This window comes from Streptomyces sp. NP160, assembly GCF_006335115.1.
In the GTDB taxonomy this organism is placed as follows: Bacteria; Actinomycetota; Actinomycetes; order Actinomycetales; family Quadrisphaeraceae; genus Quadrisphaera.
Window position 1 is genome coordinate 30,005 of sequence record NZ_VDMJ01000001.1, and the last position, 18,589, is coordinate 48,593.

The 18,589-nt window shown below is 75.6% G+C and carries 13 protein-coding genes and 1 pseudogene; 5 read left to right on the top strand and 9 right to left on the bottom strand.

What is annotated here, in order from left to right:
- Nucleotides 1–49 precede the first annotated feature (49 nt).
- Nucleotides 50–1,639, bottom strand: coding sequence for a methyl-accepting chemotaxis protein (locus FHN55_RS00150; RefSeq protein WP_139709590.1), 1,590 nt, complete (start codon nucleotides 1,637–1,639; stop codon nucleotides 50–52).
- A gap of 110 nt (nucleotides 1,640–1,749) precedes the next feature.
- Nucleotides 1,750–2,748 (bottom strand): SDR family oxidoreductase, encoded by a 999-nt coding sequence (locus tag FHN55_RS00155; protein ID WP_139709592.1) that lies wholly within the window; start codon nucleotides 2,746–2,748, stop codon nucleotides 1,750–1,752.
- 81 nt (nucleotides 2,749–2,829) lie between these two features.
- On the opposite strand from FHN55_RS00155, the gene FHN55_RS00160 reads away from it, so the two are divergent.
- Complete coding sequence (locus FHN55_RS00160; protein WP_139709595.1) at nucleotides 2,830–3,975, top strand: hypothetical protein; 1,146 nt, start codon at nucleotides 2,830–2,832, stop codon at nucleotides 3,973–3,975.
- Nucleotides 3,976–3,982: 7 nt separating this feature from the next.
- On the opposite strand, the gene FHN55_RS00165 is transcribed toward FHN55_RS00160, so the two are convergent.
- The gene (locus FHN55_RS00165; RefSeq protein WP_257570584.1) at nucleotides 3,983–4,789 is read right to left on the bottom strand and encodes a triose-phosphate isomerase; all 807 of its coding nucleotides are present in this window, start codon (nucleotides 4,787–4,789) and stop codon (nucleotides 3,983–3,985) included.
- A gap of 71 nt (nucleotides 4,790–4,860) precedes the next feature.
- Here FHN55_RS00165 and FHN55_RS00170 point away from each other — a divergent pair, with 71 nt between their 5' ends.
- Complete coding sequence (locus tag FHN55_RS00170; protein WP_218974206.1) at nucleotides 4,861–5,874, top strand: alpha/beta hydrolase; 1,014 nt, start codon at nucleotides 4,861–4,863, stop codon at nucleotides 5,872–5,874.
- Here FHN55_RS00170 and FHN55_RS00175 read toward each other — a convergent pair.
- The gene (locus tag FHN55_RS00175) at nucleotides 5,828–7,405 is read right to left on the bottom strand and encodes a PepSY domain-containing protein (RefSeq protein ID WP_180357536.1); all 1,578 of its coding nucleotides are present in this window, start codon (nucleotides 7,403–7,405) and stop codon (nucleotides 5,828–5,830) included. The two genes, FHN55_RS00170 and FHN55_RS00175, sit on opposite strands and share 47 nt — an antisense overlap.
- A 195-nt stretch (nucleotides 7,406–7,600) precedes the next feature.
- On the opposite strand from FHN55_RS00175, the gene FHN55_RS00180 reads away from it, so the two are divergent.
- The 3 genes from FHN55_RS00180 to fgd all read left to right on the top strand — a co-directional run bounded on the left by FHN55_RS00180 (nucleotide 7,601) and on the right by fgd (nucleotide 11,409).
- Entirely contained in the window at nucleotides 7,601–9,211 is a 1,611-nt protein-coding gene (locus FHN55_RS00180; protein ID WP_139709597.1) for a xylulokinase, read from the top strand.
- A gap of 78 nt (nucleotides 9,212–9,289) precedes the next feature.
- Entirely contained in the window at nucleotides 9,290–10,402 is a 1,113-nt protein-coding gene (locus tag FHN55_RS00185) for a GGDEF domain-containing protein (RefSeq protein WP_139709598.1), read from the top strand.
- Nucleotides 10,399–11,409, top strand: coding sequence for a glucose-6-phosphate dehydrogenase (coenzyme-F420) (gene fgd, locus FHN55_RS00190; protein ID WP_139709600.1), 1,011 nt, complete (start codon nucleotides 10,399–10,401; stop codon nucleotides 11,407–11,409). Before FHN55_RS00185 ends, fgd begins: the two co-directional genes overlap by 4 nt.
- Nucleotides 11,410–11,428: 19 nt before the next feature.
- Here the strand turns inward: fgd and FHN55_RS00195 are convergent, their stop codons facing one another.
- The 5 genes and pseudogenes from FHN55_RS00195 to FHN55_RS24205 all read right to left on the bottom strand — a co-directional run.
- A complete protein-coding gene (locus tag FHN55_RS00195) occupies nucleotides 11,429–14,536 on the bottom strand; it encodes an aminotransferase (protein ID WP_218974207.1) in 3,108 nt (1,035 codons plus the stop codon).
- A gap of 84 nt (nucleotides 14,537–14,620) precedes the next feature.
- Entirely contained in the window at nucleotides 14,621–16,036 is a 1,416-nt protein-coding gene (locus tag FHN55_RS00200) for a heparan-alpha-glucosaminide N-acetyltransferase domain-containing protein (RefSeq protein ID WP_139709603.1), read from the bottom strand.
- A 76-nt stretch (nucleotides 16,037–16,112) separates the two neighbouring features.
- Nucleotides 16,113–17,207, bottom strand: coding sequence for a magnesium and cobalt transport protein CorA (locus tag FHN55_RS00205; RefSeq protein WP_139709624.1), 1,095 nt, complete (start codon nucleotides 17,205–17,207; stop codon nucleotides 16,113–16,115).
- A gap of 200 nt (nucleotides 17,208–17,407) precedes the next feature.
- Nucleotides 17,408–18,001, bottom strand: a 594-nt coding sequence (locus FHN55_RS23155) for a LacI family DNA-binding transcriptional regulator (protein ID WP_218974208.1), incomplete at its 5' end; no start/stop codon positions are given.
- A 2-nt stretch (nucleotides 18,002–18,003) separates the two neighbouring features.
- A pseudogene (locus FHN55_RS24205) lies at nucleotides 18,004–18,541 on the bottom strand (LacI family DNA-binding transcriptional regulator); the annotation flags it as partial.
- Between the last annotated feature and the right edge of the window lie 48 nt (nucleotides 18,542–18,589).

Below are 18,589 nucleotides of genomic sequence, written 5' to 3' on the forward strand. Positions count from 1 at the left end.
CCCACGCGGTGTGCCGGACGGTCTGTCACACGGTCTGTCACACGGTCTGTCAGACGGTGAAGGCCGCCACCGCCTCGCGCAGGTCGCGGGCGGTGCGACGCAGGTCGTCCGCGGTGGTGGTCGTGGCCGAGGCGCTCGCGGTGGTCTCGCGTGCCGCGGTGGCGACGCCCCCGATGTTGGCGCTGATCTCCTGGCTGCCGGAGGAGACCTCGGTGACCGAGCGGACCATCTCCGCCGTCGTCGCCGACTGCTCCTCCACCGCCGAGGCGACGGTGGCCTGCAGCGCGTCGATGCGGCCGATGACCTCGCTGATCTGCTCGATCGCCGCGGTGGCGTCGGCGGCGTCGGCCTGGGCGGTCTGCACCCGGGCGGAGATCTCGTCGGTGGCCTTGGAGGTCTGCTGCGCCAGGTCCTTCACCTCGCCGGCCACCACCGCGAAGCCCTTGCCGGCCTCCCCGGCGCGGGCGGCCTCGATGGTCGCGTTGAGCGCCAGGAGGTTGGTCTGCTCGGCGATGGAGGTGATGAGCTTGACCACCTCGCCGATCTCGCGGCTGGAGGAGCCGAGGCGCTCCAGGATGGCGCTGGCCGACTCGGCGTTGGCCACGGCGTCCGCGGCCGTCTGCGAGGCGGTCGACGTGGAGGAGGCGATCTCGCCGATCGCGGACGTCATCTGCTCGCCGGCGGCGGCGATGGTGGCCATCGACGCCGAGATCTCCTCCGACGCCGCGGCCACCAGCTGGGCCTGGGCCGCGGACTCCTCCGCGCCGGCGGAGAGCTGCGCGGAGACGTCGGTGAGGCCCTCGGACGTGCGGGACAGGTCGGCGGCGCGCTCGGTGATGGTGCGCACCACCCGGGAGAGGTTCTCCAGGGAGGCGTCGGTGGCGGCGGCGAGCTGGCCGACCTCGTCCTTGCTCGTCACGCCCGTGCGCTGGTCCAGCCGCCCGTCGGCCATGCCCTCGACGACCGACAGCACGCGGGTCAGCGGGCGGGAGATCGAGCGGGAGAGCGCTACGGCCACGGCCACGGCGATCGCCAGGGCGACCACGGCGGCGGCCACCATCATGGTCATGCCGGTGCGGAAGGCCTCCCGGCCCGCCGCGGCCGCGGCGGCGCCGCTGTCGAGCTCGGCGGCGTACAGGCCGTCCATCTGCTCGGAGACGGTCTTGGTCAGCGGCGTGACCACCTCGTCGCGGTGCTTCACGTACCCGGCGTTGTCCTTGGCCTGGGTGTAGGTGAACAGGGCCTTGCGCGCCTCGCGCCACTGGCCCACCGCGTCCCAGGCCTGCGCCCGCTGCGCCTCGGTGGCACCGGTGCGGCCCTCCGCGTAGCGCTGCCAGTCCTGGTCCAGGGCCGCCTCGTGCTCGGCGTTGCCCTCCAGCGCCAGCTGCATGGTCTTGGGGTCGTTCATGCCGGCCTGGGCGCGGGAGGTGTCCTGGCGCAGCAGCTGGATGTCCAGGCGCGCCGCGGCCAGCGCCTCCAGCGAGACCAGGTTGCCGGAGTACATCGCGTCGAGGCGCTCCTGGGCCTGCGACAGCCGGGCGGCCCCGACGCCGAGCACCACGAGGAGCAGCACGCAGACCACGCCGAAGGCGGCGAAGAGCTTGGTGGCGACCTTGAGGTCGCGCAGGCGAGTGAACACGGGTGTCTCCCGGTCGAAGGGGCAGGTGAACCCTTGATCGGCGGGGAGGACGAGGAACTTCAGCCCGCCTGCGTGATCAACATCGCAGGTCAGGCCGGGTGTTCCGGCGGTCAGCCGACCCGGAAGCGCTCCACGAGGCCGTCGACGGTCGCGCCCCAGCGCTCGTCGAGGGTGCGGCGGGAGGCGTCCTCGTCGTGCCAGGCGACGATCTCCTCCGCCCCCCGCTCGAAGGGCACCACCGCGCGCCACCCGGGCGCGAGCGCCTTGACCTTGCTGTTGTCGAAGACCATCGAGTGGGCCTTGTCGCCCAGCAGGCCGGCGCCCCACTCGGGGTCGACGGCGTTGATCGCGTCCGAGGGCACGTGGACGATCTCGGGGTCGGCGACACCCGCGGCACGGCCCAGGGCCCGGGCGATCTGGTCCCAGGTCCAGGCGTCGTCGCCGGTGATGTGGAAGGCCTCTCCCAGCGCCCGCGGCTGCGCGAGCAGCGGCAGGAGCGCCCCGGCGAAGTCGGTGTGGTGGGTCAGGGTCCACAGCGAGGTGCCGTCACCGGGGACGACGACGGGCTGCCCGCGCCGCATCCGCTCCACGAACGACCAGCCGCCGTCGAAGGGCACGAGGGTGCGGTCGTAGGTGTGCGAGGGGCGCACCACCGTCATCGGGAAGCCCTCCTCCCGGTACAGCGACGTGAGCAGGTCCTCGCAGGCGATCTTGTCGCGGGAGTACTGCCAGAACGGGTTGCGCAGCGGCGTCGACTCGGTGACGGGCAGCCGCTCGGGCGGGGTCTGGTAGGCCGAGGCGGAGGAGATGAACACGTACTGGCCGGTGCGGCCGCGCACGAGGTCGGTGGCGGTGCGGACGTGGTCGGGGGTGAAGGAGAGCCAGTCGACGACGGCGTCGAACTCGAGGTCTCCCAGCGCGTCGCGCGCGGCGGCGGGGTCGCGGACGTCGGCGGTGTGCTGCACGGCCTCGGGCGGCAGCGGCCGCAGCGAGGTCGTGCCGCGGTTGAGCACGTGCAGCTCGTGGCCGCGCTCCACGGCGAGCGCGGAGGCGGCGGAGCTGATGATCCCGGTGCCGCCGATGAAGAGGATCCGCAGGGGGGTGGCCATGCGCCTCACCCTGCCCGCGGGCGCCCCCACCCGCAGGTGGATCTCCTCGGCGCCAGCATGAGGAAGGTGGATCATCGGTGCGTGGTCGTCCACCGCCTCCCCCTGTGGCAGCGGCTGCTGTGCACGGTCGTCCCCGCGCTCACGTTCGTGCCGCTGGTCGCGAGGGGCCGGCAGGACGGCGGGTGGCCGCTGGCGCGGACGTCGCTGGCCGCTCTCGCCCTGCTCGCCGTGCTGGTGCGCTCGTGGCAGCTGCGCGTGGTGACGGGCCCCGGCGTCGTCGTCGTCAGCTGGTTCCGCACCCACCGCCTCGACTGGCGCGAGGCCGAGCGGTTCACCGCCGAGAGCGGCGGGGTCGAGGTGGAGCTGGTGGACGGGCGCAGCATCGGGGTGGCGGTCTTCGCCACCACCGTCGGAGCGTCGTCGTGGCTGGTGGAGCGCAACGAGAGCGCTGCGGAGCAGCTGCAGCGGGCACGTCGCCGCCACCGCGACGGCGCCCGCCCCGGCCGCCGCGCACGCGCCGCCGCGGGGGCGGACGAGATCGCGCCGCAGGGGGTGCGCGACGCCGGGAAGATCCCTAGCCTCAGCCCGGTGACGACGCTCACGAGAACGGTTCGCGTCCCCGTCGTCGTCGACCGCGCCCCTCTCGACGACGACGACGTCCACCGCGCCCGGCTGCTCGCCGAGCGCCTGCTGGCCACCGTCGACGACGGCGGCAGGCGCTGGCACCACACCAGCGCCGTCGCCGCCAGGGCCGCCGAGGCCACGCCCGCGGTCGCCTCCTCGCAGGCGGCGCTCCTGCTGGCAGCGGCGTGGCTGCACGACGTCGGCTACGCACCCCAGATCGCGCACGTCGGCTTCCACCCCGTCGACGGGGCCGTCCACCTGCTCCGCGCCGGCTGGCCGCTGGCCCTGGCCGGTCTGGTGGCGCACCACTCCGGCGCTCGGTTCGTGGCGGGCGCGCGGAGGCTGACGCCCGTCATGAGGGCGTTCAACCGCCCCGAGCACTGGTACGGCCCGGTGGCGGACGCGCTGTCGTGGGCCGACCAGACGACCAGCCCCACCGGTGAGCTCGTCACCGTGGAGGAGCGGGTGGCCGAGGTGCTGCGCCGGCACGGGCCCGGCAGCGCGCAGGCCCACTGCCAGCGCGACCGCGTGCCGGCCCTGCTCGAGGCGGCGCGGGCCACCGAGCGGCGCCTGGCCGCGACCAGCTCGCTCGACCTGCGCTGACCACCAGTCAGCGCGCGGCGAGGTCGAGCAGCGCCACGAAGCCCTCCGCGCGCCAGGCGGTGCGGCCCACGAAGAGCCCGTCCACGCCGGGCACCTCCAGCACGCCGGTCGCCCCCTCCACCGTGACCGAGCCGCCGTAGAGCACCGGGTTGCGCCGCGCCGACCCGCCGAGGTCGCCGACGAGGCCCGCCAGCGCGGCCACCACGGGCGCCACCTCCTCGGGGCGCGCTTCGCGGCCGCGCTCACCGATGGCCCACACGGGCTCGTAGGCGAGCACGCACCGCTGGTCGCCCGCGGCGTCCAGCGCCGCCCGCGCCTGGGTGAGGACGACGTCGACCGAGCGGCCCGCGTCGCGCTGCTGCGCCGTCTCCCCCACGCAGACCAGCGGCAGCAGGCCGTGCCGGAGCACCGCGGCGACCTTGAGCGCCACCCGCTCGTCGGTCTCGGCGAAGTGCTCGCGGCGCTCGGAGTGGCCCAGCTCCACCAGCTGGGCGCCGGCGTCGGCGAGCTGCGGCACCGACAGCTCCCCGGTCCACGCCCCGGCGTCCTCCCAGTGCGCGTCCTGGGCGCCGACCAGCACCCACGAGGTGCCGGGAGCCCGCAGCGCCGCGGCCACGTCGGCGATGGCGGTGGCCGGCGGCACCACGAACGGCTGGACGCCCGCCCACGCGCCCTCGCCGAGGCGCTCTGCGGCGGCGACCAGCGACCGCGCCCACGCGACCCCCTCGGCACGGGTCTTGGTCATCTTCCAGCTGGTGCCCACCCACCGGCTCGGAGCGTCGGCGGCGTCGGCGGCGGGCGAGGGGGTTTCCACCCGCCCGATCCTGTCCCGGCGCTGGCCGCCTGGCACGCTGCGGGCACCAGCAGCACGGCGAGGAGGCAGCGGTGGACGTGACGCAGTACGACCCGGAGCTCAGGCGAGCAGCGGCCCTGCTGGGTCTCCTCACCCCGCGCAGCTCCCGCAGCCACCGGCGGCAGGTGAGGGTCGTGAACGCCGTCTCCGCCACCAGCCGCGCGCTGCGACCGACGCCGGCGCGCAAGGACCTCGGCGGCGGCGTCGAGCAGCTGCAGCGCTGGCTGCCGCGGCGCGACGGCGGCCGGACGCGCGCGCTCGTCGTCCGGCGCCAGACCGCCGCCGGTCGACCGCATCAGCCAGCAGCGCCCAGCGCCGCGGTGCTGTGGATCCACGGCGGCGGCTACGCCGTGGGCTCCCCGGAGATGAGCGTGGGCACGGCCCGCCGGCTGGTTGACGCGACCGGCTGCGTCGTCGTCCTGCCCGACTACCGCCTGTCCGTGGTCGAGCCGTACCCGGCCGCCCTGCACGACTGCTACGACGCGCTGCTGTGGCTGCGCGACCACGCCGCCGAGCTCGGCGCCCGCCCGGACCAGCTGGTGGTGGGCGGGGAGAGCGCCGGCGGCGGGCTCACGGCGGCCACGTGCCTGCTGGCCCGCGAGCGCGGCGAGGTGGCGGTGGCGTTCCAGGTGCCGCTCTACCCGATGATCGACGACCGCCCGACGCCGTCGTCGACGGGCAGCACCGCCCCGGTGTGGAGCTCGGTGACCAACGACGCCGGCTGGGACGCCTACCTGGGACGGCTGCGCGGCAGCAGCGACGTGCCCGCCACGGCCGCCCCCGCACGGGCGGAGGACCTGCGCGGGCTGCCGCCCGTGCTGACCTTCGTCGGTGACGCGGAGCCCTTCCACGACGAGGTGGTCACCTGGACCGAGCGCCTGCGCGAGGCCGGGGTGCCGGTGGAGTCACGGGTGTTCCCCGGGTGCTTCCACGCCTTCGACCTCATGGCACCGCGGGCGCGGGTCAGCCGCGAGGCGACGGCGTTCCTCGTGGACGGTTTCAGCCGCTGGTGCGCCGAGCTGTCGGCGCCCCAGCCCGCCTCCTGACGACGACCGCCCCGACGACCGCGTCGACCACGAGGAACGCCAGCAGGCTCACCCCGAGCACCGGCATCGCCCAGCCGACCGCCGCGGTGGCCACCACGACGACGGCGAGCGCCGGCAGCGGCAGCCACCGGTGCGCACCTCGCTGCGCCGGGCGGCCGACGCCCCAGCGGGTGGCCCGGTCGGGGCGGCGCTGCCACCACATCCGGTAGCCCCACGCGGTGGTGGCCACGGTCCCGGCGGCCAGCGCCAGCAGCACCAGCTGGTTGGCGAGGCCGAACAGGCTGCCGGAGTGCGCGTCGATCCCCCAGCGCGCCACCTTGGCCATGAACGGGTAGTCGGCGAAGGTCACGACGTCGACCACCTGCGCCTGCGGCGAGCCGCCGGCGGCCAGCGGCGCACCGACGGTGACCGCCGCGCTGCCGACCTGCTCGGGCCAGCTGCGGTGCACCTCGTCGACCCTCCAGGTCGAGCCGGCGTCGGCGGGGAGCCTCACCTCGACCTGCGGCGAGGTCAGGCCCGCGGCGCGCGCCGCGGCCAGGACGGCGGTGACGTCGGCGGGCAGGTCCCCGGTCGGGGCGTCCGCAGGCGTCCCGGGTGCCGAGCCGTGCCCTTCGTGGCCAGCTGCGGTCCCGCTGACGGCCGCCGCCGCGCCCGGGAGGGCGGTGTCGACGGACGGGGTCTCCCACGCCAGGGCGGCGCGCAGGGCGGTGACCCGCTCACCGGTGGAGGCGGACCAGGTCAGGCCCGTGGCCGACAGGGCCAGCAGGCCCAGGAGCATCCACGTGCCGGTGACGCCGTGCAGGGAGCGGGTGCGGGCCCGGCCGGTGGCTCCCCGCTCGAGGAGCAGGGTGCGGCGCAGGCGGTGGTCCTTGACACGGCGCGTCGTCCACAGGGCGAGGCCGGTCACGGCCAGCACCGCGAGCCAGGAGGCGGCCAGCTCGCTGTAGAGCCGGCCCACCTGGCCGAGGTGGAGGTCGCGGTGCAGCTCGCTGACCCACGCGCGCAGCGGCAGCGAGCCGCTGGTGCCGTAGACGGGCAGCTGCCCGAGCACCTGCCCGCTGCCGGGGTCGACGAACACCGCCAGGCGGTACCCCTCCCCCAGCGACGGGTCGGCGAAGAGCACCCGCGTGCTGTCCGACGGCGACGGGGCCGGCCGCACGGCCAGCAGCGCCTCCTCGCCACCGGCGCCGCGCGCGGCGAGCGCGGCACCGACCTGGGCGTCCAGCGCGACGGCGGTGGCGGAAGGGGCCACGTGCAGCACCCGGTCGTGGACGACCTGCTCCGCGGTCGGGGCCAGGGCGTACAGGCCCCCCGTGGTGGCCGCCACGAGGATGAACGGCGCCACCAGCACGCCGGCGAAGAAGTGCAGCCGCAGCACGAGCGGGCGCAGCCTCGCCCCGGCGGACGGCTGACCGCTGGCCGCTCCACCCGCCGGTGCACCGGCCCCCGGGGTGCGCGGCGACGGCAGGCGCACGGCTGCCCCGCCGGGGTCGGCGCGGTCGGGGTGCGGGGTCAGGTCCGAGGCGGTCACGGCGGGTCCTCCGGGGAGCGGCAGCGCGGCGCCAGCTCGCCGGTCCGCAGCGCGATCACGCTAGCCGAGCGGAACGGCGCGGCCGCGTCGCTGCGCCGGCTCGGCGCGCCGCCGACCGGGTGACCTCCGCCGGTCCGGCCCGCGGCAGCGGGACCCCCGGTGTGAACGCTCTCACGGATCGGGCAGGCTGTGCCCGTGGCGACGCAGTCATCGACGGAGATCACTGAGGGACGCGCGGTGCTGGGCATCGAGCTCGGCTCGACGCGCATCAAGGCCGTCCTCATCGGACCGGACCACGGGGTGCTGGCCACCGGCGGCCACACCTGGGAGAACCAGCTGGTCGACAAGCTGTGGACGTACTCCCTCGACGACGTCCGCGCGGGCCTGCAGGACGCCTACGCCCAGGTCGCCGCCGCCGTGCGCGACCAGCACGGGGTGGAGCTGACGCGCCTGGCGGGCCTGGGCGTCTCGGCGATGATGCACGGCTACCTCGCCCTCGACGCCGACGCCGAGCTGCTGGTGCCGTTCCGCACCTGGCGCAACACCAACACCGGCGAGGCCGTCGAGCAGCTGTCCGCCGCCCTCGACTTCAACGTGCCGCACCGCTGGTCCATCGCGCACCTGCACCAGGCCGTGCTCGACGGCGAGGAGCACCTGCCGCGCCTGGCGACCGCCACCACGCTGGCGGGCTACGTGCACCACGCCCTGTCCGGTGAGCACGTCCTCGGGGTGGGCGACGCCAGCGGCGTCTTCCCCATCGACAGCGCCACCGGCACCTACGACGCCGAGAGGCTGGCCACCGCGCAGCGCGTCCTGGCCGAGGCCGGTTTCACCGGCCAGCTCACCGACGTGCTGCCGCGGGTGCTGTCCGCCGGTGAGGTGGCGGGCCACCTCACCGAGGCCGGGGCCCGGCTGCTCGACCCCAGCGGTGCGCTGCAGGCCGGTGCCCCGCTGTGCCCGCCCGAGGGAGACGCCGGCACCGGCATGGTGGCGACGGGGTCGGTGGCGCCCCGCACCGGCAACGTCAGCGCCGGCACGTCGATCTTCGCGATGGTCGTCCTCGAGGGACCGCTGTCGCAGGTCCACCGCGAGCTCGACCTCGTGACCACGCCCGCCGGAGACCCGGTGGCGATGGTGCACTGCAACAACGGCGCCTCCGAGCTGAACGCCTGGGCGGGGCTGTTCAAGCAGTTCGCCGCGGCCGCCGGCTCGCCGCTCGGCGACGCGGAGGTGTTCCGCACCCTGTTCGAGGCCTCCCTCGAGGGCGCCGCCGACGGCGGCGGGATGCTCGCCTACAACTACCTGTCCGGTGAGCCCATCACCGACCTGGAGGAGGGGCGCCCGCTGTTCCTGCGCACGCCGGGCAGCCCGTTCGACCTGTCGACGTTCATGCGGACGCAGATCTACGCGGCGTTCGCGACGCTGCGGATCGGGATGGACGTGCTGACCGCCGAGGGCGTCCGACTGGACCGGATGTTCGCCCACGGCGGGGTGTTCGGCACGAAGGGCGTCGCGCAGCGCCACCTCGCGGCGGCCATCGACACCCCGGTGTCGGTGGGCGACGTCGCCGCCGAGGGCGGTGCCTGGGGCATCGCCGTGCTCGCGGCGTTCACCGCGGCCCGGGCCACCTCCGGCGGGGCGGGCGAGCAGCGGGCGCTCGCCACCTACCTGGACGAGACGGTCTTCGCCGACGCGCAGCTGGAGACCCTCGAGCCCGACGCGGACGACGTCGCGGGCTTCGACGCCTACCTGCGCCGGTACGTGGAGGCCCTCCCGGTGGAGCGCGCCGCCGTCGAGCACTCCTGAGCCGTCCGGGAGCAGGCCCTCCGTCCACCGGAGGGGGGCCTGCTCCCGGACGGCCCGCGTGCCGATGACCCCTGGGTGATGGGGGTCACGACCCGGCTGGACCGCTCCGCCGCGTTCGACTGGCGCACCGGGCTGCTCGCCGTCCTCTTCGGCTGCGGCGTGGTCGAGGTGGGCATCGGCGTGCAGCTGAGCCGCACGGGCGTGCTGGCCGTGGAGACCTCCACGATGCTCGTGGTCTCCGGGGTCTGGGTCGGGCTGTTCGCCTGGTGCCTGCTGCGCCGCCGCCTGACCGAGGGCGAGGCGCTCGTGCAGCTGTGCGCCATGAGCACGCTGCTCGTGCTCGAGTCGCTGCTGGTGCCGGACCCCACGTGGCAGTGGGTCTGCGCCACCGTGCTCGTCGTGGTGCCCGTGGCGGGGGTCGTGTTCCTGCGCCCGTGGCTCCTGGGGCTCCTGGCGGTCGGCGTGGCGGCGGGCCAGGCGGTCGTGGTGCTCGCCCGCCACCAGGACCCGCTGCTCGCCACCTACGCGCTCTCCGCGGTGCTGCTCTGCTCGCTCGTGCCCGTCGTCGTCGTCTTCGTCCTCGCCGCCGCGGTTCGCTCGGCCCAGGCGCGCGCCGAGCTGCTGGCGCGCACCGACGCCCTCACCGGGCTGCTCAACCGCCACGGGATGGGCGAGGCCGCCGACGGCGCCGTGCGCGCCGCGGTCCAGCGGCAGGGCGTGCTGGGGGTGCTCGTGGCCGACGTCGACAGGTTCAAGGCGGTCAACGACTCCTGGGGCCACGCCGTCGGCGACCAGGTGCTCGCCCTCACCGCGCGCACGCTGCGCGCCGTCCTGCGCGACGGGGACCTCGTGGTCCGCCTGGGCGGTGAGGAGGTGGCGGTCGTGGGCACGTGGAACGACGACGACGCGCTCACCCGTGCCGCCGAGCGGCTGCGCGCCGCTGTCGAGGCGCAGCACGAGCCCGGTGTGCCGGCCGTGACCGTGAGCATCGGCACGGCGAGCTGCCGGCCTGGACGCAGCCGGGTCGGCGACGGCGGGCCCACCGCGGCCGAGCTGCTGGCCCGCCTGGTCGACGAGGCCGACCAGGGCCTCTACGCCGCCGAGCACGCCGGCCGCAACTGCGTCCGCACCAGCCCCTGCTCGGCACCCCCCGAGCAGACCGCGGCGCCGGGGGCCAGGATCGGTGCATGAGTGATGCGCGTCGTGAGCTGAAGCTCGGCTACAAGGCCTCCGCCGAGCAGTTCGACCCCGCCCAGCTGGCCGACTACGCCGTCCAGGCCGAGGAGTCCGGCCTGGACTCCGTGTGGATCTCCGACCACTTCCAGCCCTGGCGCCACGAGGGCGGCCACGCCCCCTCCGCGCTGAGCTGGCTGCCGTGGGTGGCCGCCAAGACCACCCGCGTCGCCCTCGGCACCTCCGTGCTCACCCCCACCCTGCGCTACAACCCCGCCGTCATCGCCCAGGCCTTCGCCACCCTGGGCTGCCTGGCCCCAGGACGGGTCATCCTCGGCGTCGGCACCGGAGAAGCCCTCAACGAACACGCCGTCGGCGCCACCTTCCCCGAGACCCGAGAGCGCTTCGCCCGCCTGCGCGAAGCCGTCCGCCTCATCCGCAGGCTGTGGACCGAGGACCGCGTCACGTTCGAGGGTGAGTACTACGCCCTGCACGACGCCACCATCTACGACAAGCCCGACGTGCCCGTGCCGGTCTTCATCGCCGCCGGCGGACCGGGGGTGACCAAGTACGCCGGGCGGGCCGGGGACGGCTACATCTGCACCTCCGGCAAGGGCATGGACCTGTACTCCCAGACCCTGCTGCCCTCCCTCCAGGAGGGGCTGCAGGCCTCCGGGCGCACCGAGGCCGACATCGAACGCACCATCGAGGTCAAGGTCTCCTACGACCGCGACCACTCCCGGGCCCTGGAGAACACCCGGTTCTGGGCGCCGCTGTCGCTGAGCGCGGAGCAGAAGGCCCAGGTGCACGACCCGGTGGAGATGGGCCGCCTGGCCGATGAGCTGCCCATCGAGCAGGTCGCCCAGCGCTGGATCGTCTCCGACGACCCGAGCGAGGTGGCCGGCGCGGTGAAGGGCTACGTCGACGCCGGCTTCGACCACCTGGTCTTCCACGGCCCCGGGGCCGACCAGACCCGGTTCCTGACCCAGTTCACCGAGGACGTCCTCCCCCTGCTGCGCGGCTGACCGCTCCGCGCCGCCGTCGTCAGGCGATCTCGGTCAGGGCCCTGTCGACGGCGGCCACGAAGAAGTCGACGGCGGCGGCGTCAACGCACAGCGGCGGCTTCACCTTGAGCACGTTCTGCCGGTCGCTCGTGGGCTGCATGAGCACGCCGAGGTCGAGGAGGCGGTCGCACAGCGCGGCCGTCTCCTCACGGGCGGGCTCGAGGGTCTCGCGGTCGCGGACCAGCTCCACGCCGAGGTAGAGGCCTTCGCCGTGCACGGCGCCGACCAGCGGGTGCCGGTCGGCGAGGGCCTCGAGCCCGGCCTTGAGCCGGGCGCCGGTGGTGCGGGCGTTCTCCTGCAGCTGCTCGTCCTCGATGACGTCGAGCACGGCCGTCGCCACGGCGCAGGAGACGGGGCTGCCTCCGGTGGAGGCGAAGAAGTAGCCGGCGTCGCGGTAGCGGGCGGCCACCTCGCGGGTGGTGATGACGGCGCCGACGGGGTGGCCGTTGCCCACCGACTTGGCGACGGCGACGACGTCGGGCACCACGCCCTGCTGCTCGAAGCCCCAGAACGTCGAGCCGAGGCGGCCGTAGCCGACCTGCACCTCGTCGGCGATCGCCAGGCCGCCGTGGCGGCGCACCGCCGCGTACACCGCCTGCAGGTAGCCGGGCGGCAGGGGCAGTCCGCCGGCGTTGCCGTAGAACGCCTCGGCGATGAACCCGGCCGCAGGGGCGCCCGCGGCGGCCAGCGCGTCGACGGCCGCGACGGCGTCGGCGGCGTAGCGGCCCAGGTCGTCGCCGCGGGCCGCGCGGTAGCGGCCGCGGTAGGTGTTGGGGGCCTCCACGGTGTGCACCCACGCCGGGCGGGTCTCCAGCGCGGCGGGGTTGTCGGCCACCGACGTCGAGACGGCGTCGGAGGCGAAGGTCCACCCGTGGTAGGCCTCGCGCACCGCCACCACGTCGGGCCGGCCGGTGGCGACGGTGGCCAGGCGGACGGCCAGGTCGGTGGCCTCCGAGCCGGAGTTGACGAGGAACACCGTGTCGAGGGGGTCCGGGAGCAGGGACGCGAGGCGCTCGGACAGCTCCACCACCCCGGCGTAGTGGAAGCGGGAGTTGGTGTTGAGCCGGGCCAGCTGCCGGCCGGCCGCGGCGGCGATGCGCGGGTGGGCGTGCCCGGCCACGGTGACGTTGTTCAGCATGTCGAGCAGCACCCGGCCGTCCGTGGTGGCCAGGTGGTGGCGCCAGCCGCGCTCGACGCGGGGCGGCTCCACGACGCCGCCGTAGTAGTGCTCCTGCACCTCGGCGAGCACCCCGGCGTCGCGCCGCTCGAGCAGCGCGCGGGCGGCCTCGCGGGCCGAGGGCTGCTCCGGGGCGGCGGGCAGCCCGAGCAGCGCGGCCGGGTCGGCGGTGTGCGCCAGCCAGCCCGGCGCCTCCGCTGCGGTGACCAGCAGCGGCACGGCCTCGACACCAGCACCGGTGCCGCCCGTGCCGCCCGTGCCGCCCGTGCCGCCCGTGCCGCCCGTGCCGCCGACGAGGTGCTGCACGGAGAACCGCTCCCCCGGGGCCACCTCCGCCAGCGCGCGGCCGGCGCCCACGGGACCCGGCTCGGTCAGCAGCTCCGGGTCGGGGTGGTCCAGGGTGAGGACCAGCCGGTGCTCACCGGCGGAGAGCACGAGTCCGTGGGCGGTGCGCTCCACCGCGCCCGACCACGGCGCGCGCAGCACCAGCGGACGGGCGGGCCAGACCTCCACCCCGGTGGCCACCGTGGCCGGAGGCGCGGCGGACAGCGCCGGGCTGCCCGCCAGGCGCGCCTCGCCCCAGCGGGTCACCGCGGCACGGGCGCCCCGCTCCAGGTGCGCCGCCGCCAGCTCGGCCACCAGGTCCGGGCGCAGGAACGCCCCGCCGTCGAGGGCGTCGGAGTCCCACGCGAGGTCGAGCACGGCGGCTCCGGCCAGGTCCGCCACGAGGGCCTCGACGACGGGCGCAGCACCGCCCCGCGCCGTGGCGGCCGCGGCGTCCGCCGCGAGCTCGTGCCGCAGCAGCGCCGTGACGACGTCGACGGGCAGAGCGGTGGCCTGCTCGTAGATGCGCCACTCGTTCTGCTCCAGCCGCGAGCTGGCGTAGGTGTTGCCGCCGTCGACCTCCACCTGGTGGCTGCCGCTCGTGACGAGCACCGCGGCGCGCAGCACCACCAGCGGCCACAGCGCCGCCACCTCGGCCGCCGACAGCGGGCGCACCGCGTGGTAGGCGCGCACCGCCGGGAGGACCGCCGAGGGGCCGGCGTGGAGCACGCCGTCGTGGTGGAGCAGGGAGGAGACCGTGATCGCCAGCTCGGCGACCGTCCACGTGCACACCAGGTCGGAGACGTCGATGAGGCCGTCCAGGGTGCGGGCGGCCGCGGGGACGCCGCGCGCGGCGCCGGCGGCGGGGTCCTCGAGCACGAGGTTGTCGTCGGTGAGGTCCAGGTGCACCGCCTGCCGCGGCAGGCGGTCGGCCACGGCGGACACCCGCGCCCAGGCCGCGCGGGTGGTGGCCAGCACGCCCTCGCGCCGGTCCGCGGGCAGGGACGCGGCCATCAGCTCCACCGCGCGCGGCGCGTGCTGCGGGTCCCACTCGAGCGTCCGCTCCAGGCCGGGGTGGTCCCAGCCCGCCAGCGCCAGGTCGACCCGTGCCGCCACCTCTCCCATCCGCGCGACGAGCGCGGGGTGCAGGTGCCCGCGGTCGACGGCAGTGCCTCCGGGCAGGAAGCGGATCAGGCGCGCCGTGACCTCGCCGTGCGGGGTGGGCACGCGCTGGCGCAGGGGTGCGCCGTCGGCGCCGCGGAGCACCGTGGCCACCCGCAGGTCCGGGCAGCGGAGAGCCAGGAGGTCAGCGGCCTCGTCGTGGGCCTCCACCTCGATGGCGCTGACCGAGGGGTTGGTGACCTTCAGCACCGCGACCACCTCGCCGGCCCCGCCCGCGCCGTCGTCCCCGTCCTCCCCGTCAACACCGTGGTCGCCGCGGGTGAGGAGGAAGTTGGCGTCCTGCTGGCTGCCCAGCGAGCGCGCCCGCACGTCCAGCCCGAAGCGCTCGCGGGCCACGGCCCGGGCCCACCCCTCGTCGAGGGGCAGCGGCGGCACGTCGTCCGCGGTGAAGTCGAAGCCGGGCACGGCGGAGGATGACACCCTCCTGCACCGCGGATCAACGGCACCCCCTCACGCCGCTCTCGGCAGCGCCAGCCCGTCACCGGACGGTCACGCGCGGGTGGCGCGCCGTGCTGTCCAGCTGAGGAGCCGCTCCAGCGGACCGCGGCCGGCGAAGCGGGTCCACAGGGGGCACACCACGAGGGCGGTGCCGGCGAACAGCGCCCACAGCTGCCAGCTGCCGGCCAGCCACGACGGCTCCCCGGAACCGCCGTAGGCGTCGTGGGAGGTGAGGGCCAGGGCCACCACGTGCGCGCAGTAGGCGGTCAGCGGCATCGCGCCGACCGCCACCAGCGGGGTGACCACCCAGCTCCCGCGGCGGCGGCCGAGGGCGTCGGCGAGCCACAGGCACGCGCCCAGCACCGCCAGGGCGACGCCACCGGACCCGAGCACCTCCGGCGTGGTGGCCGAGTGCGCCTGGGCGCCGAGGAACTGGGCGGGGCTGAGGGCGTCGCGCCAGCTGGTGGTCCCCGAGCCGTCGGCGCCGGGGTCGCCCTGGGTGCCGTCCGGGTTGAAGGCGCTGGGCCCGTCGTCGGAGGCGCAGTAGACGGTGCCCTCCGACCAGCGCTGGCACGTGGAGCCCGACAGGTCGACGTCTTCTCCGGGCTCCAGCCCGGGGTCGGAGCCGCCCGAGCCGGACGTCTCCGCGTCGCTCGCCGAGGACGACGACGCCCACGACGACGCCCACGACGACGCGGACGACGACGCGGGGTCGACGGCGGGGAAGGCCTGCGTCACCGCCCAGGAGCCGCCGTAGCCGAGCACCGCGAGGCAGACACCGCCCACCACCAGCGCGCGGCGCACCCGCGCCGCGGACAGGTCGCAGCGGCCCACGGCCAGGCCGGTCAGCACGAACGCCGCCCACACGACCACGGGGTAGGGCCCCTGCACCGCCAGCGCGCCGAGCTCACCGCCGAAGCCCACCCAGCCGTTGACGCCCTCCACCGCCTGCAGCAGCGCCCGCAGGGAGGGGACGACGACGGCGACGCCCGCCGCGGTGAGCAGCAGGGTGCGCGGGCGGGCCCGCAGCAGCGGCACGCACAGCACGAGCAGCAGCGCGTAGTGCTCGAGGATGACCGCCACCGGGGAGCTGAGGAACTGCAGCAGGCCCCCGAGGGCGAAGAGGCAGACGGCCCGCACGAGCACCCGCGTGCGCGCGGCCACCACCTCGTCGTCACCGGGAGGGGCGCTCCGCCCGGTCATGAGCGCCACGGAGACGCCGGCGAGCGTGGCGAAGAGGATCGAGGAGCGGCCGTGCACCACCCCGCCCCACGTCGCGGGGTCCCCGGCGAGCAGGGTCGGGGCGGCCGCGGCGTGCGCGGCGAACATGCCGAGCACCGCCAGGCCGCGGGCGAGGTCCACCCCTCGCAGTCGCGACCGCTTCCCGGGCGCGGGCACCGGGGTGGCCGTCGCGTCGCCCTGCGGGCGGGGGGCGGGCAGCAGCGCCTCGGCGCCCGTCGTCGTCACGCGCGAACGCTAGTGATCGCGAGCCCCCGCGGCCGTCAGCCCGCAGGCTGACCGCACCGGGCGTCGTGTCATCCCGTCAGAGCCAGCCGCGGCGCCGGAAGGCCGCGTACAGGCCCACGGACAGCACGAGCATCAGCCCGAGCGCGAAGAGGTAACCGCCGAAGGTGTCCTTCTCCGGGAAGTCGAGGTTCATGCCGTAGATCCCGCTGATCAGGCTGGGCGTGAAGAGGATGGCGGCCCAGGAGGAGATCTTCTTGACCTCCTCGCCCTGGGCGTAGCTGGCCTCGGTCATCGCCTTGATCTCCTCGTTCTGGCGCTGGCCGACGAGGATGGCGTTGACCTGGAGGATGTCGCGCAGCTGGCCCCGGTAGCCGTCGATGCGCTCGGCGGTCACGGTGACGTGGTCGGCCACGTCGCGCAGGTAGCGCTGCAGCTCCTCGTCCACGCCGTACTTCTCGAACCCGGCGGTGAGCCCGGACAGGATCGACACGAGCGGCGTCACCGCGCGCTGGAAGTCGACCACCTCCTGGGACAGCTCGTAGATGCGCCGTGAGACCTGGGGGTCTCCGCTGAACACCTGCGACTCGATCTCGTCGATGTCGGTCCCCAGGCCCCGCAGCACCGGGCCGTAGCCGTCGACCACGGCGTCGAGGATCGCGTAGAGCACCGCCTCGGTGCCGCGGGCGAGCAGCTCGGGGTCCGCCTCGAGGCGCCGCCGCACGGCCGACAGGTCAGGGCTCTCCGCGTGGCGGACGGTGATGACGAAGTCCGGGCCGATGAACAGGTGCAGCTCCCCGAACTCGACCTCCTCGGCGGCGTCCAGGTAGCGGGCGGCGCGCAGGACGACGAAGAGCGTCTTGCCGTAGCGCTCCAGCTTGGGCCGCTGGTGGGCGACGACGGCGTCCTCCACGGCCAGCTCGTGCAGGTCGAACTCCTCCGCGAGCGCGGTGAGCTCCTGCGCGGCGGGGCGGTACAGACCCATCCACGCGGTGCGACCGGGCTCCTCGCGCAGCGCGGCGACGGTGGCCGTCAGGTCCTTCGGGGAGGCGACGCGCTCACCGCCGCGGTAGACGCCGCTGTCGACGAGGCTGCTGCCGCGGACGGGACGGGCCATGGGGATGGCGCCGTCCTGGGAGAGGTCGCGCGAGGGGACCATGCCGCGTCGGCCCATCGAGGGCAGCGGCAGCCGGCGCCTGGCCACGAGGCACCTCCCGGGGTTTCGAGCGGACGTCGCCGACAGTGTGCCCCGGCCCCTGACCGGCACGGGGTGGCCCTGTGCCAGTCCTACTGGCACGGGGCCACCCCGTGCCAGTCGAGCAGTGGCGCAGAGCCCCCCAGTGCACCTGGTCAGGGACCGCGTCGAGCGCCGCGTCAGGCGGTGGACTGGCGCTCGACCACGCGGGCCTGCCCGACCACGTCGCGGGGCTCGGCGCCGGGGTCGGCGATGCGCCGCACGAGCAGCTCGACGGCGGCCTCGGCCATCGCCTCGTGGCCGGGGTCGACGCTGGACAGCGACGGCACGCTGAAGCGGGCCTCCTCGACGTCGTCGAAGCCGATGACGCGCACGTCGTCGGGGACGCGCACGCCGCGGTCAGCCAGGGCGCGCAGCACGCCGAAGGCGAGGGTGTCGGTGGCGCAGAGCACCCCGTCGACGCCGGGGTGGTCGGTGAGCAGGTCGTGCCCGGCCCGCCAGCCGTCGGCGAGGGTGGAGCCGGTGTAGAGCGAGGTGGTGGTTGCGCCGGCGACCTCGCGGGCGGCGGCCAGGAAGCCGCGGGCGCGCTCGACGAAGGCGGCGCCCTCGGACAGGTGGCGCTCGGCGTCGTCGTCGAGGCTGTCCAGCGGCGGCGCGCCGACCACCGCGAGGCGGCGGCAGCTGCGGGCGAGCAGCACGCGGGTGGCCGCAGCAGCGCCCTCGCGGTTGGCCATGCCGACCCTGTCCACGCTGCGGTGCAGCTGCTGCTCGCCNNCGCCGAGGACGACGAGCGGGAGGCGCCCGGAGAAGGTGCGCAGCTCCGCCTCGGACAGGCCGATCGGTGAGAGCACGAGCCCGTCGTAGGCCGCGACGCGGCTGTCGCGGAAGACGGAGGCCTGCCGCTCCCACGTGGCGCCGGTGTCCTCGACCACGGCCGCGAGCCCGGCCTCGGCGAAGCGGCGCACGAGGCGGCCGCACAGCTGGGCGTAGTACTGGCTCTCGAGGGTCGGCACGACCACGCCGACGACGCCCGTCCGCCCCTGCCGCAGGCTGCGCGCGGCGGTGTTGACCTGGTAGCCGAGCCGCTCGACCGCGGACATCACCTTGACGCGCGTGACCTCCGAGACCGGGCGGGTCCCCGAGAGCGCGTTGGACACGGACATGGGCGACACGCCGGCCGCCGCGGCGACGTCGCGGATGGTGACCACGTCGAGAGCCTCCCTCGTCCTCGTCGTCCTCGACACTCCGCCCGCGTCTTGACGGCGGGCGGCCCCTGGGGGTTCTATATCGATACAGCACCTATATCGATACATGCTCACGACCAGCAGATCAAGACCCGCTCGACGACGAGCACCCGGCCC

What these genes read in the sequence shown, in the direction of transcription:
- FHN55_RS00155 (WP_139709592.1), bottom strand. Translation starts at nt 2,748, where the DNA reads ATGGCCACCCCCCTGCGGATCCTCTTCATCGGCGGCACCGGGATCATC.
- FHN55_RS00185 (WP_139709598.1), top strand. Translation starts at nt 9,290, where the DNA reads ATGGGGGTCACGACCCGGCTGGACCGCTCCGCCGCGTTCGACTGGCGC.
- fgd (WP_139709600.1), top strand. Translation starts at nt 10,399, where the DNA reads ATGAGTGATGCGCGTCGTGAGCTGAAGCTCGGCTACAAGGCCTCCGCC.
- FHN55_RS00205 (WP_139709624.1), bottom strand. Translation starts at nt 17,207, where the DNA reads ATGGGCCGACGCGGCATGGTCCCCTCGCGCGACCTCTCCCAGGACGGC.